General features: G+C 67.3%; 16 protein-coding genes. 5 read left to right on the forward strand and 11 right to left on the reverse strand.

Annotated elements, in window-relative coordinates; translation table 11 throughout:
* Positions 1–83: 83 nt before the first annotated feature.
* The 5 genes from QZ951_RS06955 to QZ951_RS06975 form a co-directional block, all read right to left on the reverse strand.
* Positions 84–1331, reverse strand: a complete 1248-nt coding sequence (locus QZ951_RS06955) for a cysteine desulfurase (RefSeq protein ID WP_292999811.1) — start codon at positions 1329–1331, stop codon at positions 84–86.
* Positions 1328–2548, reverse strand: a complete 1221-nt coding sequence (gene sufD, locus QZ951_RS06960) for a Fe-S cluster assembly protein SufD (protein WP_292999812.1) — start codon at positions 2546–2548, stop codon at positions 1328–1330. Before sufD ends, QZ951_RS06955 begins: the two co-directional genes overlap by 4 nt.
* Positions 2549–3292, reverse strand: a complete 744-nt coding sequence (sufC, locus tag QZ951_RS06965) for a Fe-S cluster assembly ATPase SufC (protein WP_292999813.1) — start codon at positions 3290–3292, stop codon at positions 2549–2551. It abuts the gene before it with no gap.
* 128 nt (positions 3293–3420) lie between these two features.
* Positions 3421–4896 (reverse strand): Fe-S cluster assembly protein SufB, encoded by a 1476-nt coding sequence (gene sufB / locus QZ951_RS06970; protein ID WP_292999814.1) that lies wholly within the window; start codon positions 4894–4896, stop codon positions 3421–3423.
* A 37-nt stretch (positions 4897–4933) separates the two neighbouring features.
* Complete coding sequence (locus QZ951_RS06975; protein ID WP_292999815.1) at positions 4934–5389, reverse strand: SUF system Fe-S cluster assembly regulator; 456 nt, start codon at positions 5387–5389, stop codon at positions 4934–4936.
* A 145-nt stretch (positions 5390–5534) separates the two neighbouring features.
* Between QZ951_RS06975 and QZ951_RS06980 the strand changes: the two genes are divergently transcribed.
* Entirely contained in the window at positions 5535–7190 is a 1656-nt protein-coding gene (locus QZ951_RS06980; RefSeq protein ID WP_292999816.1) for an FMN-binding glutamate synthase family protein, read from the forward strand.
* A 53-nt stretch (positions 7191–7243) separates the two neighbouring features.
* On the forward strand, positions 7244–7720 hold the full coding sequence (locus QZ951_RS06985; RefSeq protein WP_292999817.1) for a thioesterase family protein: 477 nt from the start codon (positions 7244–7246) through the stop codon (positions 7718–7720).
* Here QZ951_RS06985 and QZ951_RS06990 read toward each other — a convergent pair.
* A complete protein-coding gene (locus tag QZ951_RS06990; protein ID WP_292999818.1) occupies positions 7700–8650 on the reverse strand; it encodes an alpha/beta fold hydrolase in 951 nt (316 codons plus the stop codon). The two genes, QZ951_RS06985 and QZ951_RS06990, sit on opposite strands and share 21 nt — an antisense overlap.
* 22 nt (positions 8651–8672) lie before the next feature.
* On the opposite strand from QZ951_RS06990, the gene QZ951_RS06995 reads away from it, so the two are divergent.
* Positions 8673–8978, forward strand: coding sequence for a hypothetical protein (locus tag QZ951_RS06995; RefSeq protein ID WP_292999819.1), 306 nt, complete (start codon positions 8673–8675; stop codon positions 8976–8978).
* A 9-nt stretch (positions 8979–8987) separates the two neighbouring features.
* On the opposite strand, the gene QZ951_RS07000 is transcribed toward QZ951_RS06995, so the two are convergent.
* Positions 8988–10016, reverse strand: a complete 1029-nt coding sequence (locus QZ951_RS07000; RefSeq protein WP_366943829.1) for an AraC family transcriptional regulator — start codon at positions 10014–10016, stop codon at positions 8988–8990.
* A 134-nt stretch (positions 10017–10150) separates the two neighbouring features.
* Between QZ951_RS07000 and QZ951_RS07005 the strand changes: the two genes are divergently transcribed.
* Entirely contained in the window at positions 10151–11152 is a 1002-nt protein-coding gene (locus QZ951_RS07005; RefSeq protein ID WP_366943830.1) for a fatty acid desaturase, read from the forward strand.
* Between the two features lie 4 nt (positions 11153–11156).
* Here QZ951_RS07005 and QZ951_RS07010 read toward each other — a convergent pair whose 3' ends face one another.
* The 3 genes from QZ951_RS07010 to QZ951_RS07020 form a co-directional block, all read right to left on the reverse strand.
* Positions 11157–11654: a GreA/GreB family elongation factor gene (locus QZ951_RS07010; protein WP_292999822.1), complete on the reverse strand. Its 498-nt coding sequence runs from the start codon at positions 11652–11654 to the stop codon at positions 11157–11159.
* Complete coding sequence (locus tag QZ951_RS07015) at positions 11651–12400, reverse strand: dienelactone hydrolase family protein (RefSeq protein WP_366943831.1); 750 nt, start codon at positions 12398–12400, stop codon at positions 11651–11653. Before QZ951_RS07015 ends, QZ951_RS07010 begins: the two co-directional genes overlap by 4 nt.
* Positions 12401–12475: 75 nt before the next feature.
* On the reverse strand, positions 12476–13147 hold the full coding sequence (locus tag QZ951_RS07020; protein WP_292999824.1) for a glutathione S-transferase: 672 nt from the start codon (positions 13145–13147) through the stop codon (positions 12476–12478).
* Positions 13148–13261: 114 nt separating this feature from the next.
* Between QZ951_RS07020 and QZ951_RS07025 the strand changes: the two genes are divergently transcribed.
* Positions 13262–13990, forward strand: coding sequence for a hypothetical protein (locus QZ951_RS07025; RefSeq protein WP_292999825.1), 729 nt, complete (start codon positions 13262–13264; stop codon positions 13988–13990).
* Between the two features lie 29 nt (positions 13991–14019).
* On the opposite strand, the gene QZ951_RS07030 is transcribed toward QZ951_RS07025, so the two are convergent.
* On the reverse strand, positions 14020–15984 hold the full coding sequence (locus QZ951_RS07030) for an ATP-binding protein (protein ID WP_292999826.1): 1965 nt from the start codon (positions 15982–15984) through the stop codon (positions 14020–14022).
* Positions 15985–16059: the final 75 nt, after the last annotated feature.

Genomic DNA, 16059 nt, shown 5'->3' on the forward strand with positions numbered 1-16059 from the left:
CGGCAACGCCGATGCGCGACGAGTGGCGTGAATGCCGCAAAAAATCGGCCCGAATTGAGGCGATTTCTGACGGCAGGCACCGTTCAGGCCAACAGACGGCTCGCCTTGACCAGTGCATGGGTCAGCTGCTCGAGATCCTGACGGTTGTTGTAGACCGCCAGCGACGCGCGAACGGTGGCCGGCACGCCGAAGCGGACCATCAGCGGCATCGTGCAGTGATGGCCGGTGCGCACGGCGACGCCGTACTGGTCGAGGATGGTGCCGATGTCCTGCGCATGCCCGCCGTCCATGACGAACGCGAGGATGCCGCCCTTGTCCGGCGCCGTGCCGATCATCCGCAGTCCCGGCACCGTCGCCAGCATCGCCGTGCCTTCGACCAGCAGCGCATGCTCGTGTGCGGCGATGGCATCGAGCCCGACCGATTCGATCCAGTCCAGCGCCCTGGCGAAGCCGATGGCCCCGGCCATGTCCGGCGTGCCGGCCTCGAAGCGATACGGCGCCTCGTTCCAAGTGCTGCCTTCGAAGCTCACGGTGCGGATCATGTCGCCGCCGCCATGCCATGGCGGCATCGCGTCGAGCAGCGCACGCTTGCCGTACAGACAGCCGAAGCCGGTCGGCCCGTAGGCCTTGTGCGCCGAGCAGGTGTAGAAGTCGACGTCCAGCGCCTTCACGTCGACCGGGATGTGAGCGATCGCCTGCGCGCCGTCGACCAGCACCGGAATGCCGCGGGCATGGGCGGCCTTGATCATCGCGTCGATCGGGTTGACCGTGCCGAGCGAGTTCGAGACATGCACCACGGCGACGAACTTCGTGCGCTCGTTCAGCAGCGCGGTCCAGGCGTCGATGTCGAGCGAGCCGTCGTCGCTGACCGGTGCGGCAATGACTTTCGCGCCTTTCTCGGCCGCCACCAGCTGCCACGGCACGATGTTCGAGTGGTGCTCCATGCCGGTCAGCAGGATCTCGTCGCCGGGCTGCAAGCGCGGGCGCAGGAAGCTGTACGCGACCAGATTGATCGCCTCGGTCGACCCGCGGGTGAACACGATTTCCTCGCGCGCCGCGTTGAACCAGCGGGCGATGCGGTCGCGCGCGCCCTCGTAGGCATTGGTCGCGCGCTCGGCCAGATCGTGCACCGCGCGATGCACGTTCGAGTTCTGGTGGCGGTAATAGTGATCGAGCGCCTGCAGCACCACTTCCGGCTTCTGCGTGGTCGCGGCGTTGTCGAGATAGGCCAGACGGCCACCGCGGACCGGTTCCGACAGGATCGGAAACTGTTCGCGGATGCGGTCCAGGTCGAAATTCGACGGCGGGCGTTCGGTCAGCGGTGCGTTCATGGTTCGAAATCGGTCGTCAGTTCGGAAGGCAGGTGCAGATTCGCTTCGACCCGCGCGCGCAGCGCCGGCCAGTCGAAGCGATCCAGAATCTCGATGGCGAACGCGCGCAGCAGCAGACCGCGCGCCACGTCCTTCGGAATGCCGCGGCTGCGCAGATACGACAGCGCCACCTGATCGAGCTGGCCGACGGTCGCGCCGTGCGCGCACTTGACGTCGTCGGCATAGATCTCCAGATCCGGCTTGGCGTTGACTTCGGCTTTGCGCGACAGCAGCAGGTTCGCGATGCGCTGCTCGGAGTCGGTCTTCTGCGCGCCGGGCTGCACCAGCACCTTGCCGTTGAAGATCGCCTTCGTCCGCTCGTCGACCAGTCCGCGCACGTTCATCCGGCTGCGGCAGTGCGCGGCGGAATGCACGACGCGCACGAGGTTGTCGATGTGGGCACCGGCCTGCGCGGCGTACAGCCCGGCGACGTCCGCTTCGGCACCCGCTTCGGCGAGGTTGATGTCGAGATCGTGGCGGGCGAGGCCGGCGCCGAGGTCGACCGTCACCGCGTTCAGCTTCGCGTCGCGCGACAGCTTGGCGTCGATTCGCGCCACCAGCGTGCCACCGGCGGCTTCGTTCTGGATGCGATACAGGTTCAGCCGCGCACCGCGGCCGAGCCGCAGCTCGAAGAAGTGCGTCGCCAGCCGCTCGCCGCCATCGCCGACGAAATCGAGCAGCACGGTCGCCTCGGCCTGATCGCCGAGTTCGATCACGTGACGCTGATGGCTCATCGTCGGCTGGGCATCGCTGCGGCTGATCAGCACGACCTGCAGCGGCCGCGTCAGGCGCTCGCCCTGCGACAGGCGCAGGCGAAGCCCGCCCGTGGCGAACGCGGCATTCAGCGCATCGACGCCGCGCGAAGGCGGCGGCAGTTCGGCGGCATCGGAATGCCAGTCCGCGGCACCGCGTTCGGACAGCAGGCGGCCGTTCAGATAGACCAGCGCATCCGCATCGTCGAGCAGGGGCTGCGGCAGCGCTTCCGCCGTCTGGCCTTCCGGTTCGAAGCTGCGATCGCTCAAGGCCGTGAGATCGGTGTAGTGCCAGTGCTCCTCGTCACGGCTCGGAAAGCCGGAATCGAGGAAGCGCGCGAACTGCACGCTGCGCGGCGCGCGTTCGGCGGCGGTCAGCGCGTTCGCGTGGCGCTCGAATTGCGTCGAATAGCTCGAAAGCGGCACTTACGCAGCCTCCAGCCAGCCGTAGCCCTTCTCTTCCAGCTCCTTGGCCAGTTCCGGCCCGCCGCTCTTGACGATGCGGCCGCGGGCGAGCACGTGAACGAAGTCCGGCTGCACGTAGTCGAGCAGGCGCTGGTAGTGCGTCACGAGCACGGTCGAGCGCTCCGGCGAGCGCAGGGCGTTGATGCCGTCGGACACGACTTTCAGTGCGTCGATGTCGAGGCCGGAATCGGTCTCGTCGAGAATCATCAGGCGCGGTTCGAGAATCAGCATCTGCAGGATCTCGTTGCGCTTCTTCTCGCCGCCGGAGAAGCCCTCGTTGACGCCGCGCGACAGCATCTTCGGATCGATCTTGACCAGCTTGGCGCGGTCGCGCACCCAGGCCAGGAAATCGCCCGGCGGAATCTCGTCCTGGCCGCGATGCTTGCGGCGCGCGTTCATCGCCGCCTTCAGCAGGGTCATGTTGCTGACGCCCGGAATCTCGACCGGATACTGGAAGCCGAGAAAGATGCCTTCGCAAGCCCGGGTTTCCGGCTCCAGCGCCAGCAGGTCCTGGTTCTCGAACAGGATTTCGCCGGACGTGACGTCATAGCCCTCGCGCCCGGCGATGACGTTCGAAAGCGTCGACTTGCCGGCGCCGTTCGGGCCCATGATCGCGTGCACTTCACCGGGCCGGATGGCCAGGTTCAGGCCTTTCAGGATTTCCTTGTCGTCGACGCGGGCGTGGAGGTTGTTGATTTCGAGCATTGAGGCGGGTTGTCCTGATGAGGGTGATCACCGTCCGTGGCACGACTGCCTGAATGGGGCCGGGCCCCGGCCCGGCCATCCATGGCCGGGCGTACGTCGGATCCGCGAGCCGGGCTCGCGGACGGCACTCAGCCGACGGCGCCTTCGAGCGACACGGCGAGCAGTTTCTGGGCTTCCACCGCGAACTCCATCGGCAGTTCCTTGAACACGTCCTTGCAGAAGCCGTTGACGATCATGCTGACGGCTTCCTCCTCGCCGATGCCACGGGCGCGGCAGTAGAACAATTGGTCATCGGCGATCTTCGAGGTCGTCGCTTCGTGCTCGAGCGTGGCGCTCGGGTTGCGCACTTCGGTGTACGGGAAGGTGTGCGCGCCGCACTGGTCGCCGATCAGCAGGGAATCGCACTGCGTGTAGTTGCGTGCGCCCTCGGCCGAATCGAGGATGCGGACCAGACCGCGATAGGTCTGCTGGCCATGACCGGCTGCGATGCCTTTCGACACGATCGTCGACTTCGTGCGCTTGCCGACATGGATCATCTTGGTGCCGGTGTCGGCCTGCTGGCGGTGATTGGTCAGTGCCACCGAGTAGAACTCGCCCACCGAGTCGTCGCCGCGCAGCACGCAGCTCGGATACTTCCAGGTGATCGCCGAGCCGGTTTCGACCTGCGTCCACGAAATCTTCGAGCGTGCGCCGCGGCAATCGCCGCGCTTGGTCACGAAGTTGTAGATGCCGCCCTTGCCGTTCTCGTCGCCCGGATACCAGTTCTGGACGGTCGAATACTTGATTTCGGCATCGTCCAGCGCCACCAGCTCGACCACGGCCGCATGAAGCTGATTTTCGTCGCGCTGCGGAGCGGTGCAGCCTTCGAGATAACTGACATGGCTGCCTTCGGCGGCGATGATCAGGGTGCGCTCGAACTGTCCGGTGTTGCGCTCATTGATGCGGAAGTAGGTCGACAGTTCCATCGGGCAGCGCACGCCTTTCGGGATGTAGACGAACGAGCCTTCGGTGAACACGGCGGTGTTCAGCGCGGCGAAGAAGTTGTCGCCGAACGGCACGACGGTGCCGAGGTACTTCTGCACCAGTTCCGGGTGCGTCTTCACCGCTTCCGACAGCGGGCAGAAGATCACGCCGGCTTCCGCCAGCTTCTTCTTGAACGTGGTGCCGACCGACACCGAGTCGAACACGACATCGACCGCCACGTTCTGCACGCCGGCCAGCATTTCCTGCTCGCGCAATGGGATACCGAGCTTCTTGTAGGTTTCGAGCAGCTTCGGATCGACCTCGTCGAGCGACTTCGGACCGTCCTTCATCGACTTCGGCTGCGAGTAGTACGAGATCGACTGGTAGTCGACCTTCTCGTAATTCACGTGCGCCCAGTCCGGCTCGGTCATCTTCAGCCAGCGACGATAGGCCTTGAGGCGGAAGTTCAGCAGCCACTCGGGCTCGTCCTTCTTGGCCGAGATCAGGCGGATCACGTCCTCGTTCAGACCCGGCGCGACCTTGTCGGCCTCGATGTCGGTGATGAAGCCGGCGCTGTAGAGCTTGCGGCCGGCGACCATCGCGGTCACGTCCTGGATGTTGGCTTGTGGATTGGCTGCCATTTCGGTTGCTGGTCCGTGAAATCAGTGAAAAATCGAATTATTCGTGGGCGACGGCGCTCAGCGGCACCGGTTTCGCGAACTTCGGTCGGGTGCGCGGCTGCGCCATCTGGGCGAGGGTCACGGCGCTGAGCGCGTCGCGCACGGCGTCGTCGATCAGCCGCCAGTTGCTGCGCGACGTGCAGCTGCCTTCGATCGTGCAGCCGCCGCCGTGCAGGGCGCAGGCGGTGATGGCGATCGGGCCTTCGAGGGCCGTGACGACATCGGCCACGGTGATCGTGGTGGCATCGCGCGCCAGCCGGTAGCCGCCATGGGCGCCGCGCGTGGACTCGACCAGCCCGCCTTTCACCAGCAATTTCAGCAGCTTGGCGACGGTCGGCGCGGCCACGTGCGAGCGCACGGCGAGTTCCTGCGCGTTCAGCACCGATGACGGCTCGAGCGCGAGCGTGGTCATCAGCAACGTGCCGTAATCGGTCAGCTTGGCGATCTTCAGCATGGCAGGGGTGTCGGCGGATACCGGACCGGAATGGTGCGGATTGTAACGCAATTGTCCCGGTGCGCGGCGTGTGCGGCGGCAAAGTACGGCCGATGCACGATTCAGCGGACAATCCCCCTGCCAGCCGGCACCGCGAGGGACACGCATGTTTGGAAACTGGGGACGCAAACTGATGTTGCAGGGCCTGCTGGCGCCGGCGCTGGCGCTGCTGACCTTCGTCGTGCTGTCCGGCGTCGCCTGGCTGCAGCCATCGATCTGGATCGTCGGCGCGGCGCTGGCGGCCGGCGGGCTGGTCGGGATCGCGGTCATCGATCTGCTGCAGACGCAGCATGCGCTGCTGCGCAATTACCCGATCCTCGCGCACATCCGCTTCTTTCTGGAGTCGATCCGGCCGGAAATGCGGCAGTACTTCGTCGAGGCCGATGGCGAAGCGACGCCGTTTTCGCGCGAACAGCGCTCGGTGGTCTACCAGCGGGCCAAGAACGTGCTCGACAAGCGCCCATTCGGCACCTTGCTGAATGTCTACGGCAGCGGCCACGAATGGCTCAACCATTCGCTGGCACCGGTCAAGATCGCGAAGGAAGACAGCGACTTCCGCGTTCTGGTCGGCGGTCCGGACTGTCTTCAGCCGTACGCGATCTCGGTGTTCAACATCTCGGCGATGAGCTTCGGCGCACTGTCGGCGAATGCGATCCGGGCGCTGAATCGCGGCGCTGCGCTCGGCGGCTTCGCCCACGACACCGGCGAAGGCTCGATCAGCCGCTACCACCGGCCGCAGAAGCCGGACGATCCTGCCGGCGACCTGATCTGGGAAATCGGCAGCGGCTACTTCGGCTGCCGGACGAAGGACGGCGCGTTCGATCCGGAGAAATTCGCTCAGACTGCCGCCGATCCGCAGGTCAGGATGGTCGAGATCAAGCTGTCGCAGGGCGCCAAGCCCGGCCACGGCGGCGTGCTGCCGGGCGCCAAGGTCACGGCCGAGATCGCGGAGGCGCGCGGTGTCGAGCCGGGGCAGGACTGCGTGTCGCCGGCCGCCCATTCGGCGTTCTCGACGCCGCTGGAGCTGGTCGCGTTCATCGCAACGCTGCGCCGGCTGAGTGGCGGCAAGCCGGTCGGCTTCAAGCTCGCGATCGGCCACCCGTGGGAGTTCCTCGCGATCTGCAAGGCGATGCTCGAGACCGGCATCACGCCGGATTTCATCGTCGTCGACGGCGCCGAAGGCGGTACCGGGGCGGCGCCGGTGGAGTTCACCGATCATGTCGGCGTGCCGCTGCAGGAAGCGCTGCTGCTGGTGCACAACACGCTGGTCGGGCTGAACCTGCGGTCGCGCATCCGCATCGGCGCCAGCGGCAAGATCATCACGGCGTTCGACATTGCCCGGGCGATGGCGATGGGCGCGGACTGGTGCAACTCCGCGCGCGGTTTCATGTTCGCGCTCGGCTGCGTGCAGTCGCTGAGCTGCCACACCGATCGCTGTCCGACCGGCATCGCCACCCAGCACCCGTTGCGCCAGCGGGCACTGGTGGTGCCGGACAAGGCCGAGCGCGTGGCCAACTTCCACCGCAACACACGCCATGCGCTGGCCGAGCTGATCGGCGCGGCCGGCCTGTCGACGCCGCAGGCGCTGAAGCCGCATCACATCGTCCGGCGCGTTTCCGGCAACGAGATCCGCAATCTGCCGATGCTGCACAAATTCCTGAAACCGGGCGAACTGCTGGACAATCCGGCGGCGCACAAGGTGTTCGAAATCTACTGGCCGATGGCCGCCAGCCACAGCTTTGCCGCCCAACTTCCGCCCTGACCGTTCCGCCACGCAGGCCACACCTCGCTTCCAATGCTCGATCCGACGCTCCGATGACCGCAGACACGCCGCGCCCGCTGCCCTGGGAAGTCCCGAATCCACACACCCTGCCGGTGACGGTGCAGGCTGCCGATACCGATGTCATGGGCCACACCAACAACGTGGTCTATCTGGCCTGGCTGGAGCGGGTGGCGTGGAGTCACACGACGGCGCTCGGCATGAGCTTCGAGCGCTATGTCGCGCTGAACGCCGGCTGCGTCGCGCGCCGGCACGAGCTCGATTACCTCGCCGCGACCTTTGTCGGCGACGAACTGATGCTCGGCACCTGGATTCAGGAAAACGACCAGAAGCTCAGCATGTGGCGCGCCTACCAGATCATCCGCGTGTCCGACGGCCGCACGGTGATGCGCGGCCGCACGCTGTGGGTCTGCGTCGACATGAAGACCGGCCGGCCGCGACGCCAGCCGCCGGAGTTCCTGCAGGTCTACCAGCCGGCGGACACCGGCGCCTCAGCCGAGCCAGACCAGTGACGGCGCCTGCCCGAGCCGGCCGCTGACGATCGCCTTCTGCGCGAATTCCCGACCGAGCGCTTCGGCCAGACCCGGCGGCGGATCGACCAGCAGTTCGCTGGCTTCCGACGGCCAGATGCCTTCCGGATCGTGTCCCGCGCCGGGCAGGCGACGCACCCCGGCCGCCTCGATGCGCTGGCGCAGCCTGGCGATTCGCTTGGCGTTGGCGGCGGCATCGTCGGCCTCGCCGCGCGGGTTGCAGGCGGTGACCAGTGCCCAGTGGGAAGTCACGCCGGCTTCCCGATGCAGACGGGCATCGGCGTCGGCATCGGCATGACCGATCGCGAGGTCCAGCGGCGTCGGTTCGAAGTTGACCGTGTAGCGTGCTATCCGGTACGCGGCGTGACGCTTGGCGTCTTCGAGCAGTGCCCGCAGCTCGACCGCCATTTCCGGCACGCGCTCGTTCATCGAATGGCCGCTGTCGAGCAGGGTCAGGCGCAGCGCGTGGCTGCGGGCGTAGCGGATCGCGCGATCCGGCGGCACGATGTCGTCGCCCCAGCCGTGGACGATCGTGGTCAGGCGCGGCGGCGTCGGCGGCTCGGCATCCCAGCCGGGGAAATACAGTGCCGGGGCGATCAGGAACAGCGCGTCCGGCCGCAGATCGCCGACCGCCATCGCCGACACGTACCCGCCCATGCTGGAACCCGCCAGCACCAGCGTGCGGCGCGCTGTCGGGGCCAGCGCCAGCAGCTCGCGCACGCGCTGGTCCGGGTCCATCGTGTGCCTATAATCCGGACTAAGAACCTGGAAGCCGCAGCCCTTCGCAACCTCGGCAAGCTGCCGGATCTTCAGGCCCCACGGTCCGCTTTCCTTGCCGTGGGCGAAGACGAACAGGTGGTCGGGCAGGGGTGCTGGAATCGATCCGGCAGTGGCATCCATCGAAGCAGTCATCGGACATCCATCGGGGCGGCGCGTGAAGAAAGACAAACCTGACGACAGCGTAGCCAAGCCGAAGCCGCGCCGCCGCCGTGATCCGCTCGAAGTGCGTCTGAGCCTCACCTACCGCTTCGGCGACGAGCCGGACGACACGGTGCGGGTGATGGACGATCTGCCGGTGCCGATGGTCGATTCCGTGTTCAAGAACCGGGACCGCATCCTGCGCGCGTTCGCGATGACGCTGGTCAAGGCCGGTGCCAGCAAGCCCAAGGTCGTGCACGAGCTGGTGCCGGGGCTGGGCCTGCTGCGGGCGGCGGCTGGCCGGGTCACCAAGCGCAAGTAGCGCAGCGAATCAGCCCGGTGTATCGCGCCAGCGGCTGGGCGCTTCGCCGGTCCAGCGTCGGAACGCGTGGGTGAAGCTCGACGTGTCGGAAAATCCGAGCAGGTAGGTGATCTCGCTGATCGAATGCTGCGCCTGCCGCAAATAGGACAGCGCCAGCTCGCGGCGGATGTCGTCCAACAGCGTCTTGTAGCTGGTGCCTTCGTCGGCAAGGCGACGCTGCAGGCTGCGGGCCGACAGATGCAGCGCTTCCGCGGCACGCTCCTGCGACGGTTCGCCGCGCGGCAGCTGCTCGATCAGGATCGCGCGCAGCCGATCGCGGATCGCCTTGCGGCCGGGGCTCGCGCTCGATTGCTCGCCAAAACGCTGCAGGTAGCGCGCCGCCACCTCATCGTTCTGCCGGGCCAGCTCCGGGTTGGCGAATTCCAGCGGCTGATCGAAGTCCGCCGCTTTGAACACCAGCATGTTCTCGGTTGCACCAAACGTCACTGGCGCCTTGAACGCGCGCAGCCACGGCTCCGGATTGGCCGGGATCGGTCGCCGTAGATGCACTTCGAGCGGCGCGTGATCGCGCCGGTACAGCCCGCGGCACAGGCGCACGACGACGAACGCGAAGGCATCGACCGATTCGGCGATCGGCTCGAAGCCATCGGCCGTGGCGGCGATGCGATAGCGGCAGTGCGCGTCGTCGCAGTCGAAACTCAGCTCCGCGCCGTCGCTGACCACCTTGAAGTAGCGGATCAGCCGCGCGAACGCTTCGCGCAGCGTGGCGGACGCCGACAGCGAGTAGCCGAGCGCGTGAAAGGTCAGCATGCCGGACTGCCGGGCGACGGTCAGCGCGAACGCCGGGTCGCCGGTGGCCTGCACCGCCAGCTGCCACAGGCGATTGGTGCGGGCGACCGGATAGCGCGCGGTGGCGTCGGCCAGCGCGGCGATGTCGAGCCCGGCGTCGGCGAACAGCTGCGCACTGTCGACCCCGGCCGCGTCGAGCGCCTTGCGGATCGCGCGGGCCCAGCTGGTCAAGGTCGTCGCGGTCGGCAACTTGTCGGGCGGAGACAACATCGTGGCGTCGGCGATCAGGCGGGCAGGGCAGGTTGCGGCGAACAATGGCGTGCATCGTAATCCAGCCGAGGACGACACCCGTGACTGCAACTGCAACCCGCGACCCATCGCGCATGACCGACGAACAGAAGGCCGCGCACATCAAGGCCGTGGTCACCGCCGAAGGCCAGCGCCTGCGCGAGGCCTACCCGATCCTGAAGTCCCAGGATGCGATCGGTGCCGCGATTCTCGCGTTCTCGTGGGCCGGCATCGTCGCCTGCGGCTGGGCCTACTACGCCGGTCTGCTGTCGGCCTGGCTGTGCATTCCGCTGGTCGCGATCCTCGCGTCGCTGACGCACGAGCTGGAGCACGACCTGATCCACTGGATGTACTTCAAGAAGAAGCCGTGGGCGCATCACACGATGATGGCGCTGGTCTGGCTGGCGCGCCCGACCACGATCAACCCGTGGGCGCGGCGCAAGCTGCACTTCAACCATCACAAGTTCTCGGGCCAGCACAACGACCTCGAAGAACGCGCGATCACCAACGGCGAGCGCTGGGGCTTCAAGCGCCTGCTGATGACCGGCGACAACGTGATGTCGGTCAGCCTGCGGATGGGCAAGGTGCCGGCGAACAAGCGGCTGAAGCTGTTTCTGACCGCGGCGGCCGGCTACTTCCCGCTGGGCTGGGTGCAGATCGGCATCTGGTATGACTTCCTCGGCTTCCACGCGCTGAATGGCGTGGCGGCGGTCGCCGGCACCAGCATCGGCTGGCCGGCGTGGGTGCTCGCCGTGATGCAGGTGGTGAACTTCCTGACCGTGGCCTGGATCGCGCCGAACGTGCTGCGCAGCTTCTGCCTGCACTTCGTCAGCTCGAACATGCACTACTTCGGCGACGTCGAGCCGGACAACGAGATGCAGCAGTGCCAGGTGCTGAACACCTGGTGGATGACGCCGTTCCACCTGTTCTGCTTCAACTTCGGCTCGACCCACGCGATCCATCATTTCGTGGTGAAGGAGCCGTTCTACATCCGCCAGATGACCGCGCCGGTGGCGCACCGCGTGATGCGCGAGATGGGCGTGCGCTTCAACGACATCGGCACCTTCGGCCGCGCCAACCGCTGGGCGCAGGCCTGAGCCATCAGACCGGCGGGTAGTGGATGGCGGTGATCTCGATGTCGAGATCACCGGCTGGCCGCCGCCACAGCGCGACCTCGCCGACGCGCAGGCCGATCAGGGCCCGCGCCAGCGGCGAGGTCCAGCTGATCCGCCCGGCGTCCGGATCGGCTTCGTCCTCGCCGACGATCCGGTAGCGGGTATCGCGGCCGTCGTCGTCGATCACGGTGACGTCGGCCCCGAACGCGACCTTGCCCGGATCGCGCGGCGCCCCCGCGATCCGCTGCGCGGTGGCAATCCGGGCCTGCAGCCAGCGCAGTTCGCGATCGAGGCCAGCGCGCTGCTGGCGGCGATCGGCCGCATCGGCGGGGATCGCGGCAATGGCCGCTTCCACGTCGTCGCGTCGCGCCTCGAGCAGCGCCAGCCCGCGCGGCGTCACGTAGTTCGGATGCGGGCTCAGCGGCAGTTCCGGCAGGTCTTCCGGCTCGTCGCCATCGACTTCCCGGACGTGCGCGCGGCTCACGGTTTGAGCTGCTCGCGCAGGAACGCCAGCGTGCGGTCGAGCGCGGCGCGCGTCGGCTCGCCGGCTTCGTCGATCAGGTGCGTGGTCAGCACGCTGTGCGCCGGCTTCGGTGCTTTCGGATTGGCGTGGCAGCCGTCGATCTCGATGCCTTCAAAGGCGTCGCCGAACTCGGCCCGCAGCCGCTCGAAGCGCGCACCCGGGCACATCGGATCGGTGGTGAAACGCAGGCCGAGGATCTTGGCGCCATCGTCGTCAATCTTTTGATGCGCCGCCGCGAGTTCCGCCGGCGAGGCGTGCAGCCCCGCGGCCTTGCCCGGCAGGCAGAACGGCAGCGACGGCTGCGACAGCACCGGCGCGATCACCGGCGCGTCGAGCATCATCGCCAGCGCGAAATTGCCGGTCAGGCACATGCCGACCGCGCCGACACCCGGCCCGCCGCATTCGGCATGCGCCGCGCGCGCCAGCGCCCGCAGCCAGGCGACGATCGGGCTCGATTCGTCGGACGCCAAGACCTTGAATTCCTTGCTGATGCAGGCCCGGGTCAGCGACTGCACGACGTACAGCGGCGACATCCGCTTCATCGGCACGCCGAACAGCTGCGGCATCCAGACGCTGAAGCCGGCGTTGGCGACCCGGGTGGCGAAGCCGGCCACCTGCGGCGTGATGCCGGGAATCTCGCTCATCACGATCACCGCCGGGCCGGTGCCGCGCCGGAACACCGTGCGGGTTTCGCCGAGCAGGGTCATCGGCGTGGACAGGAAGCCGGGAACGGCGGGCAGGGTGTCGGCGAAGGTGTCGGCGAAGGTGTCGGGCATCGTCGTTCAGCTCAGCAGGGCAAACGGTCCGCCGACTTCCAGCGCCTTCTTGTACGCCGGACGGGCTTCGATCCTGGCAAGGAACGCGGCGATGTTCGGGAAGCCGCTGGCGGCCCCGCCGCGCGACATCGCCGCCTGCAGCGGAAAGCTCATGATGATGTCGGCGGCGGTCAGGTCGTGGCCGACGAACCAGCCGGTCTTGCCGAGTTCGGCCTCGATCATCGTCAGGTTCTGCTTCAGGTTCGGATCGATGTAGGCCTGACCGACGCCGCCGGCGATGGCCTTGGCGATCGGGCGGATCAGCCACGGCGTCGGTGGTCGGGTGGTGGCGGTGAAGATCAGCTTCATCACCAGCAGCGGCATGATCGAGCCTTCGGCGTAGTGCAGCCAGTAGCGCAGGCGCCGATGCTCGGGTGTGCCGGCGGCGGGCATCAGGCGGCCGTTGCCATGGCGCTCGAGGATGTCCTCGATGATCGCGCCGGTTTCGGCAATGACCTCGCCATCATCGGTGATCACCGGCGACTTGCCGAGCGGGTGCACGGCCTTCAGTTCCGGCGGCGCCAGCTTGGTCTTCGGATCGCGCAGGTAGCGCTTGACGCTGTACGGCACGCCCAGTTCCTCGAGCAGCCACAGGATGCGTTGCGAGCGGGAGTTTTCGAGGTGGTGGACAACGATCATGGCGGCAGGCGAATGGGGAACGAGGCGGCAGGGTAACGGCTGGCTGCATCCGGCGGCGAGCCCCGATGCATCCAAAGCCCGAACGACCCCCGAAATTCCAACCCGGAGCCCGAGATGAAACGAATCGCCGTGACCCTGCTCGTATCAACGATGACGGCGATGACCGCCGGCTGCGATGCCTCCGACGACAGCGCCCGGCGGCGCGAGCACGTCGAGGCCGGACATCGCGAGTCGTCCGGTCATCGGCCGCATCGCGGCCACCACGGCTTCTTCGCCGCCGGCGATGGCGCGATCGACATGCAGGGCGATGTCGTGGTGATTCGCGCCGGCGGTCAGGATGGCGATGCGGAAGTCTCGCCGGACGGCGCGCTGCGCATCGACGGCGACGCGGTGGAACTGACCGCCGAAGGCCGCAGCGCGCTGAAAGCCTACGATGCCGCCGCCGTCGCGATTCGCCAGCACGCGATCGCGGTGGGCCGCGCCGGCGCCGAGTTCGGCATCGACACGCTGAAGAACGTCGTCGGCGGCTTGATCGACGGCACGGTCGAGCAGGCCGGCGACAAGGCCCGGGAAGGGGCGCTTGATCTGGTGACCAACGCGCGCGACCTCTGCGGACGGCTGCAGGCGATGGTGACCGCGCAGGCCGCCGCCGCCGCCGCCGTGGCCGAATTCCGGCCGTTCGCGGTGATCGACCAGGATCAGGTCACCGAGTGCTACGACGAACTCGATGAGGCCCGGCGCGACCAGGCCCGCGAACTGGGCCGGAAGTTGCCGCCGGAGCCGCCGCAGGCGCCGGAAGCGCCGTCAGCTCCCGAACTGCCGCCGGCTGCCACTCGCGGCTGAGCGCAGCCGGGGTCGATTGCGGCGGCCGGTCAGGTCGCCAGCATCGGCAGGGTGAAGCGGAAGCGGGTGCCGGGCTCACCCGGTTCGACCCAGATCCGGCCGTGATGCAGGTCGACGATCTTCTTGCAGATGGTCAGGCCGATGCCGTTGCCGGCGTACTTGTCGCGACCATGCAGGCGCTGGAACAGGCCGAACACCTGCTCGGCGTGCTTCGGATCGATGCCGATGCCGTTGTCGCGCACGGTGATCAGCCAGTGATCGCCCTGGGGCTCGGCGCCGATCTCGACCAGCGGCGGGTCGTCGGTGCGGAACTTCACCGCGTTGCCGATCAGGTTCTGGAACAACTGCACCATCTGCCGTTCGTTGGCCCTGACCATCGGCAGCGGCCCGAGCCGCACCTCGGCCCCGGCTGCCGTCATCGCGCCGTGGACATTGGCCAGCGCCGTCTGCGCCGCGCGATTCAGATCGATCACGGCACCGGCATTGGCTTCGCGTGACACGCGCGAATACGCGAGCAGGTCCTCGATCAGGCTTTTCATCCGCTGCACGCCGGAAGTCACGTAGCCGATGTACTCGTCGGCTTCCGGACCGATCTGCCCGGTGTCGCGCTTCGACAGCAGCTGGGCGAAGCCGGACACGGTGCGCAATGGCTCCTGCAGATCGTGCGAGGCGACATACGCGAACTGCTCCAGTTCCTCGTTCGAGCGCGCCAGTTCGGCAGCGCGCGACTGCAGTTCGACCTCGTTGCGCTTGCGCGCCGTGATGTCCTCGGCCGCACCGACGACGCCGAACACTTCGCCATCCCGACTCAGCGGCGCGATGCTGAACGTGATCAGCACCACGGAGCCGTCCTTGCGCCGCAGCGGCACCTCGTAATTGCTCAGCGGCTCGCGGCCTTCGATGGTGTCGGTGAAGCGCACGAACAGGTGCTGCAGGTGGGTCGAGTCCGAGACCATCGAGGCCCACGGCAGGCCGATCAGTTCCTCGATCGGATAGCCGGTGATGTCGCAGGTGCGGCGGTTGGCCGTGGTGAAGCAGCCGTTGCGATCCATCGTGTAGATCGCGTTGGTCGCGTTCTCCATGATCTTTTCGCGGAATTCGGTCGCCGCCTTCAGCGAGACCTCGGCTTCGCGCCGGCGCGCGATCATGCTGTTCAGCTCCGACGCCAGCACGCCGAGTTCGTCACCGGAGCGGACCGCGATGCGCGATACCAGATCGCCCTCGGCAACCCGTTGCGTGCCCTGGCGCAGCACTTCGATGCTTTCGCGGAGGTCCAGCGACACCGCCCAGGCGACCAGCAGCGACAGCGCGAGCAAGGCGCCGGTGGCGATCAGGATCAGGCCCAGCAAGGTCCACTGCACCTGGCGCGCGCCTTCCGCCAGCACGTGCGAGAACGCCTGCTCCAGCGGCGTGACCCGGGCGTTGATGGTTTCGATCTGCGCGAGAAAGCTGCGCTTGCGGCTGTCGTCGAGCTGCGCGGTGACGCTGGCGACTTCGATCTCGCGGGACACCGCCAGCAGCTCGGCGACGAGGACGTCGGCGTCGGTCCAGATCTGCACGGCGTTCGCGAGGAAATCGACCGACCGGAAGTTGCGGAACAGGAAGATCAGTTCCGGGATGTCGGCCGCCTCGGTCTGGCCGGCCATGAAGCCCTGATAGGCAATCGTTTCGTCGAAGTCCGGCTTCAGCATCTCGACCCGTGCCCGCCGATAGCCGAGCGGAATCGCGATGGCGCGCTGGAACTCGCGCCAGGTCGCCGTCGACGGCTCGTGCAGGTAGCGGGTGATGGCGTAGACGGCATCCTTCTGGCCTTTCGACCACAGGCTTTCGGCACTGACATAGCCGCGCACGCCGGACGAGATGACGAAGGCGAGCGCGACGATGGTGACCACGCCGGTGACCGACAGCAGGAACATCGCGACCATGCCGCTGAGCTTGCTGTTGATCGACAGATCGCGCAGGCGTCGGATCCAGGGTCGGGCAGAGTCGGTCACGGCGAGCGGCAGGTCGATTGGAGGCGACAAGCTTAAGCGCACAGCTGGCCGGTGACGCAGGCGACAACCGGGTCC

Source organism: Nevskia sp. (genome assembly GCF_021732705.1).
GTDB lineage: Bacteria > Pseudomonadota > Gammaproteobacteria > Nevskiales > Nevskiaceae > Nevskia.

What these genes read in the sequence shown, in the direction of transcription:
- QZ951_RS07020 (WP_292999824.1), bottom strand. Translation starts at nt 13,147, where the DNA reads ATGATCGTTGTCCACCACCTCGAAAACTCCCGCTCGCAACGCATCCTG.
- QZ951_RS06985 (WP_292999817.1), top strand. Translation starts at nt 7,244, where the DNA reads ATGACCGCAGACACGCCGCGCCCGCTGCCCTGGGAAGTCCCGAATCCA.
- QZ951_RS06980 (WP_292999816.1), top strand. Translation starts at nt 5,535, where the DNA reads ATGTTTGGAAACTGGGGACGCAAACTGATGTTGCAGGGCCTGCTGGCG.
- QZ951_RS06955 (WP_292999811.1), bottom strand. Translation starts at nt 1,331, where the DNA reads ATGAACGCACCGCTGACCGAACGCCCGCCGTCGAATTTCGACCTGGAC.
- QZ951_RS06975 (WP_292999815.1), bottom strand. Translation starts at nt 5,389, where the DNA reads ATGCTGAAGATCGCCAAGCTGACCGATTACGGCACGTTGCTGATGACC.
- QZ951_RS07015 (WP_366943831.1), bottom strand. Translation starts at nt 12,400, where the DNA reads ATGACCCTGCTCGGCGAAACCCGCACGGTGTTCCGGCGCGGCACCGGC.
- QZ951_RS07025 (WP_292999825.1), top strand. Translation starts at nt 13,262, where the DNA reads ATGAAACGAATCGCCGTGACCCTGCTCGTATCAACGATGACGGCGATG.
- QZ951_RS07005 (WP_366943830.1), top strand. Translation starts at nt 10,151, where the DNA reads ATGACCGACGAACAGAAGGCCGCGCACATCAAGGCCGTGGTCACCGCC.
- sufB (WP_292999814.1), bottom strand. Translation starts at nt 4,896, where the DNA reads ATGGCAGCCAATCCACAAGCCAACATCCAGGACGTGACCGCGATGGTC.
- sufC (WP_292999813.1), bottom strand. Translation starts at nt 3,292, where the DNA reads ATGCTCGAAATCAACAACCTCCACGCCCGCGTCGACGACAAGGAAATC.
- QZ951_RS06990 (WP_292999818.1), bottom strand. Translation starts at nt 8,650, where the DNA reads ATGACTGCTTCGATGGATGCCACTGCCGGATCGATTCCAGCACCCCTG.